The sequence below is a fragment of the Bacillus sp. FSL M8-0277 genome (genome assembly GCF_037975305.1).
Lineage (GTDB): Bacteria > Bacillota > Bacilli > Bacillales > Bacillaceae > Bacillus > Bacillus pumilus.
This window is the reverse complement of sequence record NZ_CP150255.1, coordinates 337,406-356,591: the sequence shown is the minus strand read 5'-3', so window position 1 is coordinate 356,591 and position 19,186 is coordinate 337,406. Positions and strand designations below refer to the sequence as shown.

The window sequence follows — 19,186 nt, the reverse complement described above, 5'->3', positions numbered from 1 at the left end:
TTATAACCTGACTCACCTTCATCATGAAATCAATGGTCTGTTATCTACCGACGTTTTCCTTAAGCAAACCAACACTTTGAAGGCCCTGGCGAATTTCTTCTTTTTCCTCATCAGTTAAAGGTAATACCGGCTTCCTAGCAAGCGAGCTACTGATCAAACCTCGCTGATACATCGCTTCCTTCATGCGCAGATGAGAAGTAGATGAAGGTTCATCCATTTTATACACAGCATGCTTTAATTCAAAGATTCTATCGTAAACTTTATTAGCCGCTACAAGGTCTTTTTCTTCCACACATTTCACAAGTTCAGCGATCAAATCTGGCACGAAACAGCCGAAACCTACAAGTGCTCCATCAATGCCTTGAACCAATGTTGGCAATAAATATTCATCATGACATGTGAGTAACGATACATCTGGTGCATGTTTTTTCAATGCCCGTACATCGACCTCGTATTGTGCCATGTCTCTTTGACCAATTTTAAACGAAACAACATTCTCAATTTCCGACATTTCTAGTAATTGACTGGTTGTATATGAGGTTTTTGTCCATGTTGGATATTGATGAACGATGATTGAAATATCAATCGCTTCTGCAACATCTTTAAAGAATTGGACAGGTGACTCAGGCTGCATACCGAATCTTAGCCATGAATGTGGCGGCATGAGAAGTATACCTTCACCACCAGCTTCTTCAACGGCTTTTGCATGCTGGATTGCTTCAATTGTCCCTTCAGCAGAAACCCCAGAAATGACAGGTACTTCCCCTTTTAATTCGTCGGCTGCAATGCGCACTGCCTCAGCTCGTTCATGTGGCAGTAAAGTCATAATCTCGCCAGTATGTCCATTGACAACAATCCCGTTAATCCCTTTGTGATCCGCCACCCATCGGACAAGCTTACGAAAAGCAGGTTCATCAATTGAATAGTCATCTTTAAAAGGAATTAAGACAGCCGGGAATACACCGCTCCATTTTTCTTTATTTTTCATAAACAAATTCCTCCCCATTCGTTATAGTAAACGTTTACGGTAAGCGTTTACGTAAACTATCATAGAATGATATTGCCGGAGGTGTCAACATTATTTTTTTAAAATTATAATAATTCAAAAAACTATTGTTGAATTTTAGATACTATTTTATTTTTCCAAAAAAGAAAATAAGGGATATATTTTGTTTACCATATCAACCAAAAAAACCCTCATCTTCATGAACTGGTTGAAGTATGATACCTCTTTTTCCAAACGGCAACATACCAAAAAAGGATAAATAAATTTTACTGTCAAAACATCATCCTATCTACGAAGAAAAAGACATCAATAGAAAAAAGTCTACCCTAAAGGGACTGACCCCGTAAGATGAGACAAATAAAAAACACCTTCAAGTTTGAAAATGGATCGTTGTGATCCGAAATAAAACATGGAGGTGTTTTTTCTATGGGGACAAGAGTGAGTTATCCGGTTGAAGTCAAACAGAAGGCTGTAGAAATGAGATTGGCAGGCGTACCTATGAAAGAGATCATGCAGAAATTGAATATCAAGAATAAGACGCAGGTTCAGACATGGGTGAGGTGGCATAAGGCTGGGGATACACACCGGTTCGAACAGCCTGTTGGAAAACAATATACCTATGGAAAGGGTCCCGAGTACTCTTCCGAATTAGAGAGACTGCAGGCAGAAAATCGCTATTTGAGTCAACAGAATGAAGTGTTAAAAAAGTACAACGAATTGGAAAGGAAGTTGATAAGGAAACGTCAATCAAACTGGTAGAAGAATTTCACAAAACGATGACGGTACAGGACATCTGTGTCCATTTAGGCATCTTACGTACTTCGTATTATAGATGGAAAAAGGATCTGACTCAGAATCATTCTAAAAGACAACTAGAGAAACAGGTCGGCACGTTGTGCCGAAAGCACAAATATCGATATGGTTATCGAAAAATCACAGCCATACTAAAAATGAGAATGCGTATTAACCATAAAACTGTTCAACGTATCATGCAGAAAAACCAGTGGCAATGCCGGGTTAAAATGAAAAAGCGTAAGAAGAATGGGCAGCCCTATGCCGTGGCCGGTAACATACTGGATCGGAACTTTCAGTCTGATCGCCCTCTTGAAAAACTAGTAACGGACATCACGTATTTGCCTTATGGACAGAAACAATTGTACCTTTCCAGTATATTGGATTTATATAATGGAGAAGTGATTGCTTTTACGATTGGTGATAAGCAGGACACAGACTTTATCTTAAACACACTTAATCAGCTCCCAGCACTGCCTGAGAATTGCGTGTTACATAGCGATCAAGGTTCTGTATATACATCTTACGAGTATCAGAAAGCTGTTCATATAAAAGGCATTACCATGAGCATGTCCCGTAAAGGGACGCCCGCTGATAATGCCTCCATCGAATCGTTTCATTCCTCACTAAAGTCTGAAACGTTCTATCTTAACAGGATTGACCGCACTACGACCAGCATCGTAGAACGCACTGTCAAAGAATACATTTATTATTATAACAACATTCGTATTCAAACGAAACTAAACAACCAATCACCGATAAACTATCGGCAATTGGCTGTATAAAGGTGTTTTGATCCCTGTCTCAAAAACGGGGGTCAGTCCCTAAACGGTAGACTTTTTTTATTTCGAATATAAATCCCAGCCAAGCTTGAGTGTGTCCACAATATAATTGGCGACTTCCTCAGCCTCTAAATGATCTGTTTCCACTCTGGAGTTATGAAGAGAATAAATCTCACGGCGTTCTTCAAACAGCTCTTTCATTTCATCAAGCGACCGGTTGTGAAGAACAGGACGGTTTTCAATTAAAATATCAAGCCGCTGCTTCCAATTCTCCCAAGATAGGTCAAGGAAAAGAACCGTACAATGCTTCAAGCAGGCACGTTTGATTTCTTCCTGTTTGAATGCACCGCCTCCAAGTGAGACGATCTTGAGCTGCGTATGTTCACATAAATCGACGATATAATCCTTTTCAGCCTGTCTGAAGAATGCTTCTCCTTTTTGCTGAAACATCTCTGGAATCGTCATGTTGTATTTTTTTTCAATCTCCTGATCGACATCAATAAAATCTCGATATAGCTTTTTGGCAACTAGCTGACCAATGGTTGTTTTCCCAACACCCATAAAGCCAATGAGAACAATATTCCGCTGTCTTACAGGGATTTCTCTATTGATTTTCATGATCGTGACACGTCCTCCTTACGACAAGGAATGCTACATAACGTTTCTATTATATGATAAATGGAGCGCGAAAAGATAGGCAATCTTAAAAATTGTGTTTGACGACGTAGCCGAGCTGTTCAGAAAGCCTTTGTGCCTGTTCTTTCACTTTTTGCTGCAGCTTGGGAATGACTTCTTCAGTAAACCGTTGGGTTGGACCAGATATGGATAAACAAGCCTTCACTTCCCCATGAATGTTAAAGACTGGTGCCGCTACTGCCGCAGATCCTACCTCTCGTTCATCGATGCTGCAAGAAGTATACGTGTCAAGAATATGTTTACATTCCTTTTGCCAGTCATCTCTCATCACATGATCAGCCTCAGACGCTAATACTTTTTGTTGAAATTCTTCACTTTGAAATGCCAATAATACCTTTCCGCCTGCACCTGCGTATAACGGCAGCTTCTCACCAACCTTGACAAGATGTCGAATCGATTGCAGCCCTTCCGCCTGTTCAATACAAACCCTGCTTGTTGCATCCAGTACATACAGGTTGACGGTTTCTTTTGTTTCATCACGAAGTGCGTACATGAGTGGTTTAGCCAGTTCTCTCAATTTAATGGACTTTCCTGCAATGTATCCAAGGAGATAAAGTCTTTGACCCAATCGGTATTTCATTGTGTCTGGATTCTTTTCCACAAAATGATTCATTTCAAGTGCCTTGAGCAGTCTCGTTGTAGTAGACATTGCTAAATTCATCTCTTTTGAAATTTCCGTTAGCGTCAGCTCTTGACGTTCTTCACTAAAACAATAAAGAATATCCAAAGCGCGCTGAACCGTACGCAGTCCTGATTCTTCTTTTGACTTCTTATCAGCCATGTTCACTTTCTCCTTTTCCCCTTTGATTTCTTATCGACATAAACGATCGATTTTGCTATAATCCATTTTAAACGTTCCACTAAAAGAAAACAAATTCCACCAGTCGGAATAAAAACGATTGGAGAGGTTTGATGGAGGAGATATTTGAATGTACCTGCTCGTTTTTACACTTCTTATTAGCCTATATATTGTTCATCAACTATTTCCCGCTCCCATACTCTCCTATTTTGTTGGTCTGCTGGCCGCTGCTTCGCTCATCATTTCTTTTAAGAAAGCAAGTGGGCTTTATTTGAAAACAGGTGCTATGTTTCTCATGATTGGCTTGTTCTTATTTTTCTTATCCGACGAGCCATTGCACACGTTTTTTCTTCACTTTCATTCCATGCTAGGCTTGCTTTCTCTATTTTTCATGCTGCCTTTTATTCATTCTCTCATACATGTTGGACATTTCGATACACAATTAAATAAACTGCTCACACTGCATACAACGAGCACAAACCAGCTTTATCGCAAGAGTTCATTTGTCACTCATATTCTTGGCATGTTTTTAAATATCGCGACGATCCCCTTACTATATACATCGCTCAAACCGTCGCTGGATTCCCTAAAAGAACAAGTGAGACAACATCTTTATACACGTAACCTTTTAAGGTCATATGCATTATGTTTAAGCTGGAGTCCTGTTGAAGTGCTCGTAAGCGTCACCATTGATGCAACCAAACTCAAATATTATCAAATCGCACCCGTTACTTTTGGTTTAATGGTCATCGTGCTGGCGACAGATTGGATGCTCTTCTCTCGTCAAAGCAAACGATTCCCAAACATCATTCAGTCCGCAGAAACAAACTCCAATCCTCGTCGAATTAAGCGAAAAACCCTTCAGCTTGCTTTCATGCTGCTGAGTTTTATGACAGCCGTCTCACTTGTCGATGCATGGATTGGGAAAGGCTATTTATTCGCTGTTGTGCTAACCATTATTCCATTTGCTCTATTATTCTCTTCTGTCATCAAAAAAAGAAAACAATATATCGCCGTCTCTGTCCCTCATTGGAAAGAAAGAACCCGTCAGCTCTCCAACTATATGTGTCTATTTTTAAGTGCTGGCTTCTTTGTCGATATGCTGCTTGCCACAAACAGTATGCAGCCGATTCAAGCATTTATTGTCAGTATATCAGACGATGCCATTTTGGTTTATTGTGTCATTGGGTTATATTTTCTGATCACCGCTCTTTGCGGTTTTCACCCGCTCGTCTCGCTTGCTTTGTTAGTCAGCATGATGGCACCTGTCATCCAAGAACTTCCTGCTCTTCCCATTGCCATCATGCTTATCGTTGCTGGAACATCAACTGTCATGTTTAGTCCTTTTAATGTTTCTGTCTCCCTGTTAGCTGATTTGATGAAGGTCAACCCTTACCGTATCACTCGCTGGAATATATGGTTTGCTGGCTTTTATATCAGCATGGGTATCGCATGTGCAACGATCATCACTATTATCTTTTATTCATAAAAAAGAGAACTCAACTTGGTTTGAGTTCTCTTTTACTTTCTCACTCTGGTTTTAATTGAATACGTTCAATTTTCCCTACGATAAAAATGTACGACAATGCCCCGCCTAATGCGACTAAACTGACGAATAAAATCCCTCCGTTGTAAGAACCTGTCGCCGACACGATGAATCCGATAATAAGCGGAGTGATGATCCCAGCTAAATTTGCAAAAAAGTTAAATACACCGCCAGCCAGACCAACCATTTCCCTTGGTGCCACTTCAGACAGCATCGTCCAAGAGATATTAGACAGTCCTTGTGCAAATGAAGCGATGGATAAAATGGTCAGCACAAGCGGAATATTCGTTGTAAAGTTCGCTAAAACAATGGTACTCGTCAGAAGCAAGCCAACCACTACCGGCAGCTTCCTCGCTACATTAACGGATACGCCCTTTTTAAGCAGCCAATCAGACACATAACCTCCAAACAATACCCCAAAGAATGCAGCAATATAAGGAAGAGAAGCCGCAAAACCTACCTTAAGAAATGCCATATTTTTCGCCTCTGCTAAATAGGTCGGAAACCATGTTAAAAAGAAAAAAAGTGTAGACGCTACAGAGAATTGGCCAATATAGAGCCCAATCAATTTACGGTATTTTAGAAGGGCGGCAAAGTCTGCCCATTTCAGCTTCCCCTGTGATGCTACTGTCAGTCCATCGCCTTGCCGAATCAATTCTAACTCCTCTTCATTCATCTTCGGATGCTCTTTCGGTTCGTGATAATACTTGTACCAAAAGAAAGCAAATATGATACCGAGCGCACCTGCCGTAATAAAGACGGTTCTCCAATCGAAAGTCGTCATGATCCAAAAAAGAAGAGGTGTCGCAAATGCAAGACCCACATACTCTCCAGCAGTATAAACACCTGTCGCAAAAGCCCGTTCCCGCCTTGGAAACCATGTGGTGACAATGCGGTTATTCGCAGGAAATGCGGGAGATTCTGTAATCCCAATAAACAAACGACAGCCGAATAAAAAGGCAAAGCTGTTCGCAAACGCCTGCAGGCCTGTGAAAATAGACCAAGTAATGAGTGATATCCCATACGTTACCTTTGAGCCAAATTTATCGAGAATAAAACCGCCTGGTATTTGCATCGCTGTATATGTCCAGCTAAATGCTGAAAAAATGAGGCCTAATAAGGCAGGATTTAATTGCAATGAAGATTGAATAGCAGGTGCAACAATAGATACACTGGCTCGATCAATATAATTAATGGCGGTAATAAAAAACAACAGAATCAATATGCCAAAACGGGCTTTCGTTGGCTTCATATAAGCGGGCCGCAATTCATTCCCCTTCAGTTCTGAATGCACTTTCATAACCATCCTCCTTTGTTTCCGCAGCGTGCGGTTCGGTTGAGCGCCTTAAATAACCCCTTTTTCCTCCAATTGTTTACACTCTTCTTCTGTTAAGCCAAGCATATTTGTTAAAATCTCATAATTATGTTCGCCTAAATCAGGTGCAATGTGCCGGATACTTCCGGGTGTTTTTTCAAACTTTGGAATGATCCCAGGCACCTTTACTTTTCCAAGACGGGGGTGATGCACCTCGACGATATTCTCTCGTGCTTTAAATTGCGGATGCTCGAAAATATCCTGAATACTTAAAATTGGGCTCACAGGAACGCCATGAGTATCTAGAATTTCTAATACGTCATCCCTTGTTTTCGACGCGATCCATTGAGAGACGATCGCATCCATCTCTTTGTTATGCTTCAGCCTAGATGCATTGACCGCGAATTTTTCATTCTCTAATAAATCTAATCGATTCATCGCCTCTGCCAATCGATTGAAGGTCGAATCCGTACTCGTCACAAGAACCAAATAATGCCCATCCTTTGTCACATAGGTGCCGGCAGGGCTTGAATGACCGCTTAACCCCGGTGAACGCTCACGCACCTTCCCAAGCTTGTCATATTCTGCAACCAAAAATTCTAACATACGAAACACAGATTCATAGAGGGCCAAATCCACCATTTGCCCAGTTCCTTCTGAATGTGTATCTCTGTAATACATCGCTGTCACAGTAGCAAACGCCACATATATGCCTGCAATATAATCTGTTAAAGAAAAGGAAGGACTGACTGGATGCCGGTCTGGAAACCCTTGAATATATGTAAATCCGCTAAACGCCGTCGCAGGTGTTCCAAATCCGGCCTTGTCCTTAAACGGACCCGTTTGTCCATAACCCGATACACGAATCATAATTAATTGAGGGTTGATTTCTTTTAATACGTCGTACCCTACGCCCCATTTTTCGAGAGTTCCAGGGCGAAAATTTTCAATCAACACATCGACCTGACCTGCAAGCTTTTTAAAAATGTCTTTTGCTTCGTCTTTGTGCAGATCCAGTGTTAGAGATTTCTTATTCCGTGAGAGACCTGACCATCTAAGTGGTTCACCTTCTGCAAAAGGGCCAACATGCCGCAGCGTATCGCCTTTACCAGGAATCTCGACTTTGATGACCTCTGCACCAAAATCCCCTAGAAGCACCGCGCCATAGGGGGCAGCGATCATCGTAGAGACGTCTAATATTTTCATTCCTTCGAGCGGTGTATTCATATTCATTGCTTGACTCCCTTTCATTCAAGTGATGAAGGGCTAAATAACTTTCTATTTTAGCCCTTGTCATCTTTCTGATTGACCCGGAAGACCCTGATGATTCAAAAGGAGGGCTTACCGGAGCAGTTTGTTAATCCTTCGGAAGCTGCCCTTGCGGTGTGTAAAGCCAAATCAGCCATAAAGGTTCATCTCCTGTATTTACATGCTGGTGCGAGACACCGTCTGGAATGAACATGAAATCATTTTGTTTAAAGGACTGCCTTTCTCCATCACAAATGACTTCGCCAGATCCTTTAATCACATAATCAAATTCCTCTGAACCTGGGTGATTGTGCACTGAACTTGCTTCTCCCGGTTCAAAAATGGTGAGACCTGCCATCATATGCTCTGACCCAACAGTATCTGGTGTAATGGTTTGAAATACCTTTCGAATCATATGCTCCTCTGGATGATCTAAACCTAACCATAATGGGTTCCCATCTTGAAACGGATTCAATACTTTAATTTTCATTGTTACTTCCTCCTCGTTATGTTTAATTCACGCTGACATGTGAGCGCTTTGAATTTGGTGAATAAATATCATTAATATTCCAATGTCCATCCGTAGGGACAGGATCATTTTTCATTGCTACATCGATGACGCAAGGCTCTTGAGATGCAATTGCTTCAGCTAAAGCTTCTTTGAATTCAGAAGCAGAGGTGATTTTAATCCCCTTCATCCCATAACCTCTTGCAATGGCAGCAAAATCCGGAGAATAGCTTTCTCCACCTTTTCTGAAAACAGTACCGTACGTCGTTTCATAGTGCGCCATTTGCAAGCCAGCTATTGTTCCAAACGCACTGTTATTCATCACAATCCACACAACAGGAATGTTCTCTTCAACGGCTGTTGCGAGAACGGATGGATTTTGACCGAATCCGCCGTCCCCAACGAGTGACACAACGACACGGTCAGGCTGGGCAATCTTTGCCCCAAGTGCGGCAGGTGCTCCAAATCCCATCGTTGCAAAGCCGCCTGGTGTTAGAATGGTCCCTGGCGTGAGCACAGGAAATTGCTGTCCGACCCCATTTTTATTCCAGCCAACATCTGTTGTAATAAAAGCATCTGGCGGTAATACTTCTCGCACTTCCTGCAAAATACGCTGCGGCTTCATTGGGAAGGATTCATCTTGAATGTTCTTCAGGTTGCTCGCCTGAAACTCCTTACGATATGCCGCAATTTCCTTTTTCAATTCAGGTCGATTTAGCACTTCTGGCAGTCTTTCTCTCGCCACTCGATTGAGTACAGTCAAGGCCTGCTTCAGATCAGCTACTGCTCCAATGTCAACAGGATAGTTACGTCCAATTTCATTCGGATCAATGTCAATATGAATGAGCTTGGTTGATGGGAAACGGAACGTATATTCTGATTCCCACGAACTCGCATCAGCTTCAGCAAAACGGGTGCCTAAAGCCAATATATAGTCCGCCGCTTTGCACTGATCATTGATAAATTTTGTCCCCCAAAATCCTGTCATTCCAAGGGTCATTGGGTGATCATCTGGCATGGCTCCTTTCCCCATCAAAGAATGGGCGACAGGGATACTTAGATGATCAGAGAATGCCTTTAATTCTTCAGCTGCGTCAGCTAGTAAAATGCCTCCCCCTACATATAAAAGCGGCCTTTCTGCCTGCAGCAATCGATCTAATATCCGATTGGCCGTTTGATCATCAATTGAAGGTTTTTCAATGGTCTGTGTATGATGGTTGATTTGTTCAAACAAGGACACATCTAGGTCTTTTGAGAACACATCCATTGGAACAGATATCAGCACTGGGCCAGGACGGCCGCTTTCAGCTAACTGAAATGCTTTTAATAAAATCTCTGGAAATAATTCTGGAATATCGACTCGCCATGCTCTTTTCACAAACGGCCGGTAAATTTCGTATTGAGAGGCATCGGAATGAAGATTGATCTCTTGATGTGGGTGCTTTCCGTAGTAATGACTCGGGACATCTCCTGCAATGACAACCATTGGAATGGAATCAAGTGCTGCATTCGCTACCCCTGTTGCCGCATTGGTGAGTCCAGGACCTAGATGACTGAGAACAACAGCTGTCTGTTTCTTTGCTCGCGCATAACCATCTGCTGCATGTGCCGCTATCTGTTCATGTCTGACATTTACAAATTGAATCGAGCTTTTTTCAAGCGCTGATAAAAAAGCAATATTCGTATGACCGCAGAGACCAAAAATATGCTCGACTCCCCGATTCTCTAAATACTGAATAACCTGTGTAGAAATATTCTTCTTCATGTTTCTCTCCTCTCACGGTGCAGCTATGAATCTGCTACTCACTTATTCTTTGAAAAACAATAGATAGAACGCTGTTCAAATCCTGTATTGCCACTTGCCCGGGAGCTGAGCTTTCTTTCCCTACAGCAAAGGTCATGACAGATCCAAAAAGTCCACCAACCATTCTTGTAAAAGCCCCATATTCCCCCATTGCCATCGAAATAACGGGAATCGACAGCTGCTTGTTCGCATGGCTGGTCGCAGAGAGCAGTGTTAATGCATCCTCATAGGAATGCGGCATCACTGCAATCTTTGCGATGTCGGCACCGACTGATTCTGCATTGACGAATAGCTGCACGAGACGATCCAACTCAGGGGTGCGCTGGAAATCGTGATACGACACAATTAAGGTGACCCCATTACTTTTAGCCGCCTGACTGACTTGCTGTAAATGTGTCACATCATGCATCAATTCATAATCAACGGCGTCCACAAGCTGTGTGGAACAAAGCTCGACAAGCAGAGAAACCTTCTCATTTTCTGAGAGTGATATACTTTCGCCGCCCTCCTTTTCAGAGCGGATGGTGAATAAAAATGGTATGCCCTTTGCCTTTTCTACCATTCCCTTAAGGGTTTCTATGACTTGTTCCTTGTCATGAAGGTGATGAAAAAAATCCGCCCGCCACTCTATCACATCAGGCTTCTTCTCAGTTAATACCTCGACCTCATGAAACAATTCTTCCTTTGTTTGCCCGATGAGCGGCGTACAAATCATTGGCTGACCGCCTGTCTGCACACTTTTTACCTTTTGCTGAAATGCATTCACATCCAAACGCCCCTTTCACAGACCCTGTGGAAGCACGATCATTTTGGTTTCGGTCATCTCCTCAATAGCGAAACGCGGACCTTCTCTTCCAAGACCACTTCGCTTAATTCCTCCATAAGGCCAATGATCCAGTCTAAAATTTGATGTCCCATTGATGACAACACCGCCAGTTTCAAGTTCTTTTGCTGCGTGTAACGCAACATCCAGCTGATTCGTAAAGATCCCTGCCTGCAAACCATATCGACTATCATTTGCTTCTTTAATTGCCTCCTCCAGCTCCGCATAAGGGAGAATGCTGACAACTGGGCCGAATACTTCCTCACAGACGACCTTGGCCTGTTTCGGAGGGTTCAGCAAAATAGCCGGTGTGATGCTCGCTCCATTTCTTTTTCCCCCACATAAAAGCTGTGCCCCCATACTCTCTGCCTCTTGTATCCATGTCTCAACACGCTGCGCGGCCTGTGCATCGACCATACAGCCGATATCACTCTCACTGGACAGCGGATCTCCAACGACAAGCTGCTCTACTTTTTGTTTTAATACCTCAGTAAAAGACGGCATTATTTCCTGGTGGACATAAATTCTTTGAACAGAAATACAGCTTTGACCAGAATTACTAAAGCCTGTCTTGGCACAAAGGGATGCGGCTTGTTCAATATCAGCATCGTGATGAACAATCGTCGCGCCATTCCCTCCGAGTTCGAGCAATACTTTTTTTAATCCCGCAGAGGTTGTAATATGCTCTCCTCCGGCAGCCCCACCGGTAAAAGAGATGAGATTCGTTCTTTCATCAGTGACTAACTGTTTCCCAGCCTCGACCCCGCCAATCACAAGCTGCAAACTTGCCTCAGGGAACCCTGCATCGAGAAGGAGTTTGACAAACGCTGTAGCAACAGCTGATGTTTGCGGTGCAGGCTTCAAAATAATGACATTCCCTCCCGCAAAAGCTGGACCAACTTTGTGACAAATTAAGTTGAGCGGTGCATTAAAAGGAGTAATCGCCAGCACAACTCCGACTGGTATTTTAAATGTCATGGCCATTGCTCCCTGCCCACGTGATGATACATTGCCTGGAATGGTCTCACCTACTAATCGATTCGCTTCTTCCGCCGACTGCGCTAGCGTCTCGATTGATCGTGAAACTTCATCTCTTGTATTTTTAAGCGGTTTGCCTAATTCTAACGAAATCAGTTTTGCGAAATGGTCTTTTTGTTCTTCAAGCAAGGTGGCTGCTTTCGTTAGAAGCTTTGAGCGTTCGATTGCCGATATTCCCGCTATTTGTTTTTTAGCATGCTGCGCAATAGAAAGTGCCTGTTCTATGTCTTCTGATGAGGCGAGATATGATGTACCGATCCTTTCTCCTGAGTAAGGATTGATGATATCTGTTTTCACACGATCGGTATCCATCCACTCGCCGTTTATATATGATAACGCTTTCAAACTGCTCAAATTTTCTCTCCCTCCTTCAAGTGCCGCGTTCCATGTCCTGCATACCGAACCAATCTTTCTTCGTTTGGACAAGGTCCCTTCACGAGGGCTCCCTTTGTCAGCTCCTCATATGCATGCGCCACGATGCCCATTCCTCTGGATAAGGAAAAAATGCCTTTTGCTGCTTCTGCTGGAATGTTTAATTCACATTGGATTGCAGCAGATACACCGTCTATATTCATCGTGATTTTCTTCCCTTTCAGGTGTTCAAGCTCATGTCTAATCGCTTCGGCTAACCGTAAATATATCCCACTGATAAGACCTTGCTGGACATATGTGTGACTTAGCTCATATAGACGTCTAACCCTCGGATCATCATCATGAAGCTGATGGCCGATCCCCGGGATTTTTTCCTTGCGAGTTAACCATGTGTGACATACTTGCTTGGCCGCAGACTGTATATCCTTTTGATCATCGTAGATCGCTTTGGCTTCGTATAACATACGCATGGCCTTCTCTCCGGCTCCGCCATGAATATCACCTAATAAATTCACCCCTGTTGCAACAGAGGAATTAAACGAAATGCCGCAAGTCACCGCCATTCTGGCAGCTGCAATAGATGGCGCTCTTGGTCCATGGTCCGCGCCTGCGACAAGAACACTTTCAAAAAGAGCTGCTTTTGAATCATCCAATAATTCACCAACAAGCAGTAAATAAAGCATTTGTGGATACGACAGTTCGCCAATCAGTTCTTCAATCGGATAACCTCGAAGTTCAATTGAATTTTTTTGAATATGACTAATCTCAGTTTCCCACCAAGCGCCTCCCTCTTTGTAGATTTCCAGTGCACTTCGATTTTTCATTGTGTCAATCATTCCTTTAGCTTCTTATTTGGAGGTGAACCACCCCTTTATTCCATTCAGTGGAATCTAATTTCACTTTTCGGAATGTGGTTTCATTGTAAGCGTATTCTTTTTCTTCGTCAATCGTTTTTTCTGAAAATACTGTAAATAGCAGTGAAATTAAGTGAATCGAACTAATTATGATTGTTTTTTTTGATCAAAAAAATCTTTATTTAGTTAAATGGACTTGAGTAGATCGTTCTACTAATTTAATGAATTTTTGGTTATTTTGTCAAACCCATTTAAAAATTCAACATAAAAAAACCTCTCCGTCTACTGGAGAGGTCGCTTTTTTATTTCCACCAGTCATCAAACATGGAAGCGGGTACTTGGCGTTTATGCTCTGATTGAACATAGCGCTTTTCAATCGCTTCTGCTGCTTGTTCTGACACGGGCTTACCTTCTAAGTAATCATCAATTTCATTGTACGTAATGCCTAGTTCTGTTTCATCCGTTTGCTGAGGTTTGTCATCAAGCAGATCGGCTGTCGGTTTCTTTAAGTATAGGCGCTCTGGTGCTTGCAGCGCTTCTAGCAGTGTCCGGCCTTGGCGTTTCGTCAGACCTGTGAGCGGGAGAACGTCTGCACCGCCGTCACCATATTTCGTGAAAAACCCAGTGACTGCTTCGGCTGCATGATCTGTACCAATGACAAGTAATCCTTCTTCTCCTCCGACAGCATATTGCGCGATCATTCGCATGCGTGCTTTGACATTCCCTTTATTAAAGTCAGACAACGGTCCGCCTGTGTCTTTTTGATATTGTTCACTGAATGCCGTCACGGCAGGCGCAATATCATATTTCCACGACTTGTCCGGCTGAATAAATGATAAAGCGAGCTGGGCATCATCTTCATCCTGCTGCACGCCATGCGGGAGACGAACCGCAATAAAGACTGCCTCTTCCTTTCCTTCTTGACGCAGTTCAGATGCAGCGAGCTGTGCAAGACGGCCAGCGAGCGTTGAATCCTGTCCGCCGCTAATCCCGAGAACGAATCCTTTCGCGCCGGTTTTTTTCAAGTAGTCCTTTAAAAATCCAACCCGTTTTTCGATCTCCTGCTTCGGGTCAATTGAGGGCTGCACATGCAACTCTTGGCTGATCTTTTTTTGCAAACTCATACACTTTTCCTCCTAAGCATCCTCTACATGAAGAGAACAGGTTTTACTCTAAATTCATTGATTTGACAACGTTTTTTGAATCTTCATTATACCATGTTTTCAGGAAGAACATTTTGTAAGACGTTCCCCTATTTCATCAATGATCAAACATTCACAAATGAAAAAGACCCCGTCTATACGGACTTGCCTTTTTTTCAATCAATTTCTACCCGTATAGATGTACAGCTTGCGCCATTACACTTCCCAATATCAGCAGGGCATGCGGATACGGCCACAATGAGATCCATTTCGGCTCGCAGACGAATGTAATCACCAGGAAGCGATTTTGGCTGCTCCACAGACAGCTTTCCTTTTTCATCAATGACTGTATTCATAAAGGCATTAAAAGGATAGTACATATCCTCCTTCGGAATCCCAAATGATTCGAAGGCAGTCCTTAAATTATCGTAGCATGTATGCATGACCTCTAAATGCGTCCGTCCGTATAAAAGCTGGTACATTTCTTGCCGGCAGGCGGGCATATATAAATCATGGCACCCGACTGTATCTTCAATGACCGTAAACATCGGTTTGTATAAATTAGAATAGAGCTTATCGCCTTTTTTCACTTTGGACGAAAATAGGCTGTCCATTGTCGCGCCTTGGTCAAATTTTTCATAAAAATCCTTTTCGTGATAGGCCATGACATCTGCTACTTGCTGGCCTTCAACATCAACCACCCGCATACATTGGCCTTTTCCTAAACGAAAGCCATGTCCATCCTTTGGTAAAATCACGTATTCTCCGTTCAACACCTGCACTCCTTTCCTTGACAGTATGCCCAAAACGTCCCCTTGATCATGTATAAAAAAAGGAGCCGGTCACAAGCTAATGTCATTGAAACAGAAAGGTGTTGCACATGCATTGAAAGAAGAACAATCTTTATCTTGGTGGCAGCTTTCTCTCATCGGAGTAGGCTGTACAATTGGCACCGGTTTCTTCCTTGGTTCCAGCATCGCCATTACAAAGTCCGGTTATTCCGTCTGCATCTCTTTTTTGCTTGCTGCGATCGGAACCTATCTTGTCTTTAAGCATTTGGCTGCAATGACAGCCGATAATCCTGATAAAGGGTCATTTTGTTCCTATGCTCGTAAAGCATATGGACGCTGGGCAGGGTTTAGCAATGGCTGGGTGTATTGGTTTGCAGAAATGCTGATTACAGGAAGTCAGTTAACAGCAATTTCTCTTTTTACCCGCCACTGGTTTCCATCTGTTCCGCTTTGGGTGTTTTCTGCGATTTATTCCGCTCTTGCTCTACTCGTGATTATCATAGGGCTTTCTTCTTTTCAAAAGACAGAAAATGTCCTTGCGGTACTGAAGACAGCGGCGATTTTTCTATTTATGATCCTTGCTGTGCTTGTGTTATTCGGTATTCTGACAGATCATAAACCAACCCTTCACCTCCCAAACAAAGATCACGAATGGATGCCGCTCGGTCCGCTTGGTCTTTGGAATGGATTGATTTACGCGTTTTATGCATTTGGGGGAATAGAAGTCATGGGGCTGATGGCGGTTCATTTAAAGGACCCGAAGGATGCAGCAAAGTCTGGACGCGTCATGCTGATCATTCTAGCGGTGATCTATATCGTCTCAATTGGACTTGCTCTCTTGCTTGTACCAGTGACAGCCTTTAATGAGAACAGCAGTCCCTTTATTACATCATTAGAGCCATTTCATTTATCGATCTTTCTTCATATCTTTAATGGCATTTTCATTATTGCCGGCTTTTCGACATTGGTTGCCTCACTCTATGCAGTCACGACGCTGCTTGGCACGATGTCGGAGCATCAAGATGCACCTGCTTGTTTTAAACAAAAAGACCCATCTCATGTCAGATGGTCTTCAATTATCTTAACTGCTGCTGGATTAATTGTCTCGATTTTGCTTGCGCTCTTTTTGTCCAAACACATCTACGAGCATCTCACAACAGCAGCCGGCCTTACCCTTCTGTACACATGGGTATTCATTCTATTCTCAAGTAAAAAGCTATCAAAGCCATCCACTCGCCAAACGTGCGAAATGATTCTTGCACTGCTCCTGATTGGAGCCGCCGTTTCAGGCACATTAACTGAGGCAAGCGGAAGACCTGGCTTTTTTATCAGTCTTGGGATCATTGCAGTGATTGCCATCATGGTGCTATTTATGAGGAAAAAGTGGAAGCAGCAGGATCAGACCGCATCATAATTTCATCATGTTTTTTAATGCAGTAAATGGACATTTGGCGGAGGCTGGTTTCTCCGCCTCATCATCTGAGAGGAAATATTGTTTCCATTCCAGATTTTTCTGATCACCATACCACTTTAACGCTGGATGAACATCTACTTGATCATATGCCTTGAGCCTTTTCCGAACAAGTTTGCTCATTTTTTGCCCGAATGTGGTGGATCCGTTCATCTTCTCAAACACCCATCTTGGTTGAAATGCCCACATCACATAAGGAAAGTGACGACTTTTTCTGAGTTTGTGAGCCGGTGTTGCGCATAAAATAAAATAGGGTTCCCCATGAAAACAAAATTCCCATTCATGATTCTCAGGATCTGTCGGAATGTCCTTTGGCCATTTCATTTCATCCTTTTCATGCAATTGCTGAACGAGCGACCAAAACTGTTCCTCATACTCTTCGAGCGAATATTCCCTCAAATCCTGCGGTGTCTCAAAAAAGCAAACAAATGAGGCATATTGACCCGTTTCTTTCGAACAACTTTGATATTCTCTCAAGAGCTGGGCCAATTCATCAACCGCATCCTCTTCCCTCGGGTCACCAACAAACCCATACCGTAAATGATCAAGAAAAAACCCCTGTCTTCCGGGTACACATGGGAATGTATCTGCCTCATCCCCTACCATCTCTCCAAATTGCGTAAAAGCGTCCTGCTTCCATTCTTCTAGAGATCGTAGATTTTGATCAAGACAACTTTTTGCATACAACTGGGCCATTTCCTTCCACCTCGTTTTAGCGTCTTCTCCATAGCCTATGAGAAAAAAAGGCTGTGGTGACTGTCCTGAAACGACTTTCCTTGCGCATTCCAGAGGTGGATGTTCTCGTTCAAATAAATTGAGGTGTGTGTCTTTCACCCCATTCTGCTTCTTTTAATAGAGCACTTTTTTATCATCCCTATGATCGGTTCTTCATCAAAAAGACAGAATCGAGCACCCAATAAATGAAGGCTGAGCAAAAGCTAAACAGATAGACTTTGTAGCTAATGAACACGACCAGTCCATAATCAATCCATAACGCTAACGCAGAACAAACCACCCACGCCGCAAGAAAATAAATAAGTAAGTCTCGACCTCGAAACCTTCTAGGATGCCGGTGTAAAACAAGCTGAATCGGTGTAGCAAACACCACATAAGCGATCAAAATGAGCAGACTCGTCATCTCCACATAACCAAAGCCTACTTCAGTCGGGATAAATAGAATGGTATATACGAATGTTGCTATGATGACTGATAAGATCAGCATGCACACATAGTTGAAAACTGGAAGAAAAATACGCATGGCAAAGCTCCTTAAATCCATTTTATATCTCACCATTATTCAAGAATGTGTTATGTCTGTCAATCCTTACAAAAAAACAGACTGAATGTATCAGTCTGTTTTAGATTGTTGACAAAGGGCTAAAATGATCTTTATTTTAGCCCTTTGTCTTCTTTTCAGCGTGATAGAAAACCTTTGAAGTCTAGGAAGGACGAGTACCGGAGTGGAGCGAATTGAAGATTCGTGAGCACCGGCACGCAGGACTGACACCGAATGCGAGGGTTTGTCTACACGCTGAAACAGACTGAATGTATCAGTCTGTTTTTCCTACCCAATCAATGCCAGGATCCCTTGATAACCAAAATAGACGCCGAAACCAAGTAAAGATAAGCCTGCAAGCACGGATAAGCCATGTAAGACACGTTCACTTAAATAACGCCGAAACGAACTAGCAAGCAGTGCCATACTGAAATCCCAAATCAGCATGCCGATAAAAATAGCCATACTATACATGAGCAATTGGGATGTCCCATACTTTTCGATCGTATTGGCCAAAATACTGCCATAGATGCCAAGCCAAAATAAAATACTGAGCGGATTGGAAAGAGAAATGAAAAACCCCGTCATAAATGACTGACCCACCGAAGTGTTTCCTCCATCCTTTTTCGGACTCTCCTGCAAATTGATTTTACGCAGGCTCTCAATGCCGGTATAGGTCAGAACAAAAAAGCCGAACAGCCACAAAAAGGTTTTCACAAGAGGTGCGGTCAAAAGCTGGGCGACACCAAAATAGATGAGGAGCATATAGACAATATCCGCAGCCATGGCCCCCACACCAAAAATCCACGCGTGCCAAAATCCACTTTTAATCCCTCTGTCGATTTGAGCTGCATTGACTGGCCCAACAGGCGCTGAAAGTGACAACCCTAAAAAGATATAACCAAAAAACACCGCCACATAGA

Annotated in this window: 18 protein-coding genes; 3 read left to right on the top strand and 15 right to left on the bottom strand. The window is 42.8% G+C overall.

The features are described 5' to 3' along the window. Positions 1–40 precede the first annotated feature (40 nt). Positions 41–988 carry a dihydrodipicolinate synthase family protein gene (locus MKZ05_RS01930; protein WP_003213849.1) on the bottom strand — a complete coding sequence of 316 codons (948 nt, stop codon included), beginning with the start codon at positions 986–988 and terminating at the stop codon, positions 41–43. Positions 989–1,432: 444 nt separating this feature from the next. Here MKZ05_RS01930 and MKZ05_RS01925 point away from each other — a divergent pair. Next, positions 1,433–2,583 (top strand): IS3 family transposase gene (locus tag MKZ05_RS01925; RefSeq protein ID WP_339160451.1). Its coding sequence is split into 2 segments (ribosomal slippage): positions 1,433–1,706 and positions 1,706–2,583, totalling 1,152 coding nucleotides; the frame shifts between segments, so codons are not numbered across the junction. Positions 2,584–2,640: 57 nt separating this feature from the next. On the opposite strand, the gene MKZ05_RS01920 is transcribed toward MKZ05_RS01925, so the two are convergent. Continuing rightward, positions 2,641–3,198, bottom strand: a complete 558-nt coding sequence (locus MKZ05_RS01920) for a shikimate kinase (RefSeq protein ID WP_050943259.1) — start codon at positions 3,196–3,198, stop codon at positions 2,641–2,643. Between the two features lie 85 nt (positions 3,199–3,283). Further along, a complete protein-coding gene (locus tag MKZ05_RS01915; protein ID WP_050943261.1) occupies positions 3,284–4,057 on the bottom strand; it encodes an IclR family transcriptional regulator in 774 nt (257 codons plus the stop codon). 148 nt (positions 4,058–4,205) lie between these two features. Here MKZ05_RS01915 and MKZ05_RS01910 point away from each other — a divergent pair, with 148 nt between their 5' ends. Then, a complete protein-coding gene (locus tag MKZ05_RS01910; RefSeq protein ID WP_050943263.1) occupies positions 4,206–5,564 on the top strand; it encodes a hypothetical protein in 1,359 nt (452 codons plus the stop codon). Between the two features lie 40 nt (positions 5,565–5,604). Here the strand turns inward: MKZ05_RS01910 and MKZ05_RS01905 are convergent, their stop codons facing one another. The 9 genes from MKZ05_RS01905 to MKZ05_RS01865 all read right to left on the bottom strand — a co-directional run bounded on the left by MKZ05_RS01905 (position 5,605) and on the right by MKZ05_RS01865 (position 15,498). After that, the gene (locus MKZ05_RS01905; protein ID WP_106029634.1) at positions 5,605–6,921 is read right to left on the bottom strand and encodes an MFS transporter; all 1,317 of its coding nucleotides are present in this window, start codon (positions 6,919–6,921) and stop codon (positions 5,605–5,607) included. A 45-nt stretch (positions 6,922–6,966) separates the two neighbouring features. Continuing rightward, a complete protein-coding gene (locus tag MKZ05_RS01900; protein ID WP_080984713.1) occupies positions 6,967–8,169 on the bottom strand; it encodes a CoA transferase in 1,203 nt (400 codons plus the stop codon). 124 nt (positions 8,170–8,293) lie between these two features. Then, positions 8,294–8,674 carry a cupin domain-containing protein gene (locus MKZ05_RS01895; protein WP_339161126.1) on the bottom strand — a complete coding sequence of 127 codons (381 nt, stop codon included), beginning with the start codon at positions 8,672–8,674 and terminating at the stop codon, positions 8,294–8,296. 22 nt (positions 8,675–8,696) lie between these two features. Then, on the bottom strand, positions 8,697–10,457 hold the full coding sequence (locus MKZ05_RS01890; RefSeq protein ID WP_339161125.1) for a thiamine pyrophosphate-binding protein: 1,761 nt from the start codon (positions 10,455–10,457) through the stop codon (positions 8,697–8,699). Between the two features lie 34 nt (positions 10,458–10,491). Next, complete coding sequence (aroD, locus tag MKZ05_RS01885) at positions 10,492–11,268, bottom strand: type I 3-dehydroquinate dehydratase (RefSeq protein ID WP_044139268.1); 777 nt, start codon at positions 11,266–11,268, stop codon at positions 10,492–10,494. 9 nt (positions 11,269–11,277) lie between these two features. Further along, on the bottom strand, positions 11,278–12,711 hold the full coding sequence (locus MKZ05_RS01880; RefSeq protein ID WP_268459576.1) for an aldehyde dehydrogenase family protein: 1,434 nt from the start codon (positions 12,709–12,711) through the stop codon (positions 11,278–11,280). Next, entirely contained in the window at positions 12,708–13,565 is an 858-nt protein-coding gene (locus tag MKZ05_RS01875) for a citryl-CoA lyase (RefSeq protein ID WP_080772930.1), read from the bottom strand. The genes MKZ05_RS01880 and MKZ05_RS01875 overlap by 4 nt, the downstream gene beginning before the upstream one ends. Positions 13,566–13,885: 320 nt before the next feature. Continuing rightward, positions 13,886–14,707, bottom strand: a complete 822-nt coding sequence (gene nadE / locus MKZ05_RS01870) for an ammonia-dependent NAD(+) synthetase (protein WP_044139266.1) — start codon at positions 14,705–14,707, stop codon at positions 13,886–13,888. A 194-nt stretch (positions 14,708–14,901) separates the two neighbouring features. Further along, complete coding sequence (locus tag MKZ05_RS01865) at positions 14,902–15,498, bottom strand: urea carboxylase-associated family protein (RefSeq protein ID WP_327840385.1); 597 nt, start codon at positions 15,496–15,498, stop codon at positions 14,902–14,904. Positions 15,499–15,577: 79 nt separating this feature from the next. Between MKZ05_RS01865 and MKZ05_RS01860 the strand changes: the two genes are divergently transcribed. Beyond that, positions 15,578–16,930 (top strand): amino acid permease, encoded by a 1,353-nt coding sequence (locus MKZ05_RS01860; protein ID WP_050943275.1) that lies wholly within the window; start codon positions 15,578–15,580, stop codon positions 16,928–16,930. Here the strand turns inward: MKZ05_RS01860 and MKZ05_RS01855 are convergent. From MKZ05_RS01855 to MKZ05_RS01845, 3 genes are all read right to left on the bottom strand, one after another. Next, positions 16,925–17,683 carry a YqcI/YcgG family protein gene (locus MKZ05_RS01855; RefSeq protein WP_050943464.1) on the bottom strand — a complete coding sequence of 253 codons (759 nt, stop codon included), beginning with the start codon at positions 17,681–17,683 and terminating at the stop codon, positions 16,925–16,927. The genes MKZ05_RS01860 and MKZ05_RS01855 overlap by 6 nt on opposite strands. Before the next feature lie 178 nt (positions 17,684–17,861). Next, a complete protein-coding gene (locus MKZ05_RS01850) occupies positions 17,862–18,245 on the bottom strand; it encodes a UPF0715 family protein (protein ID WP_137055235.1) in 384 nt (127 codons plus the stop codon). 306 nt (positions 18,246–18,551) lie between these two features. Next, a complete protein-coding gene (locus MKZ05_RS01845; RefSeq protein ID WP_212046235.1) occupies positions 18,552–19,181 on the bottom strand; it encodes a LysE family translocator in 630 nt (209 codons plus the stop codon). Positions 19,182–19,186 lie beyond the last annotated feature (5 nt).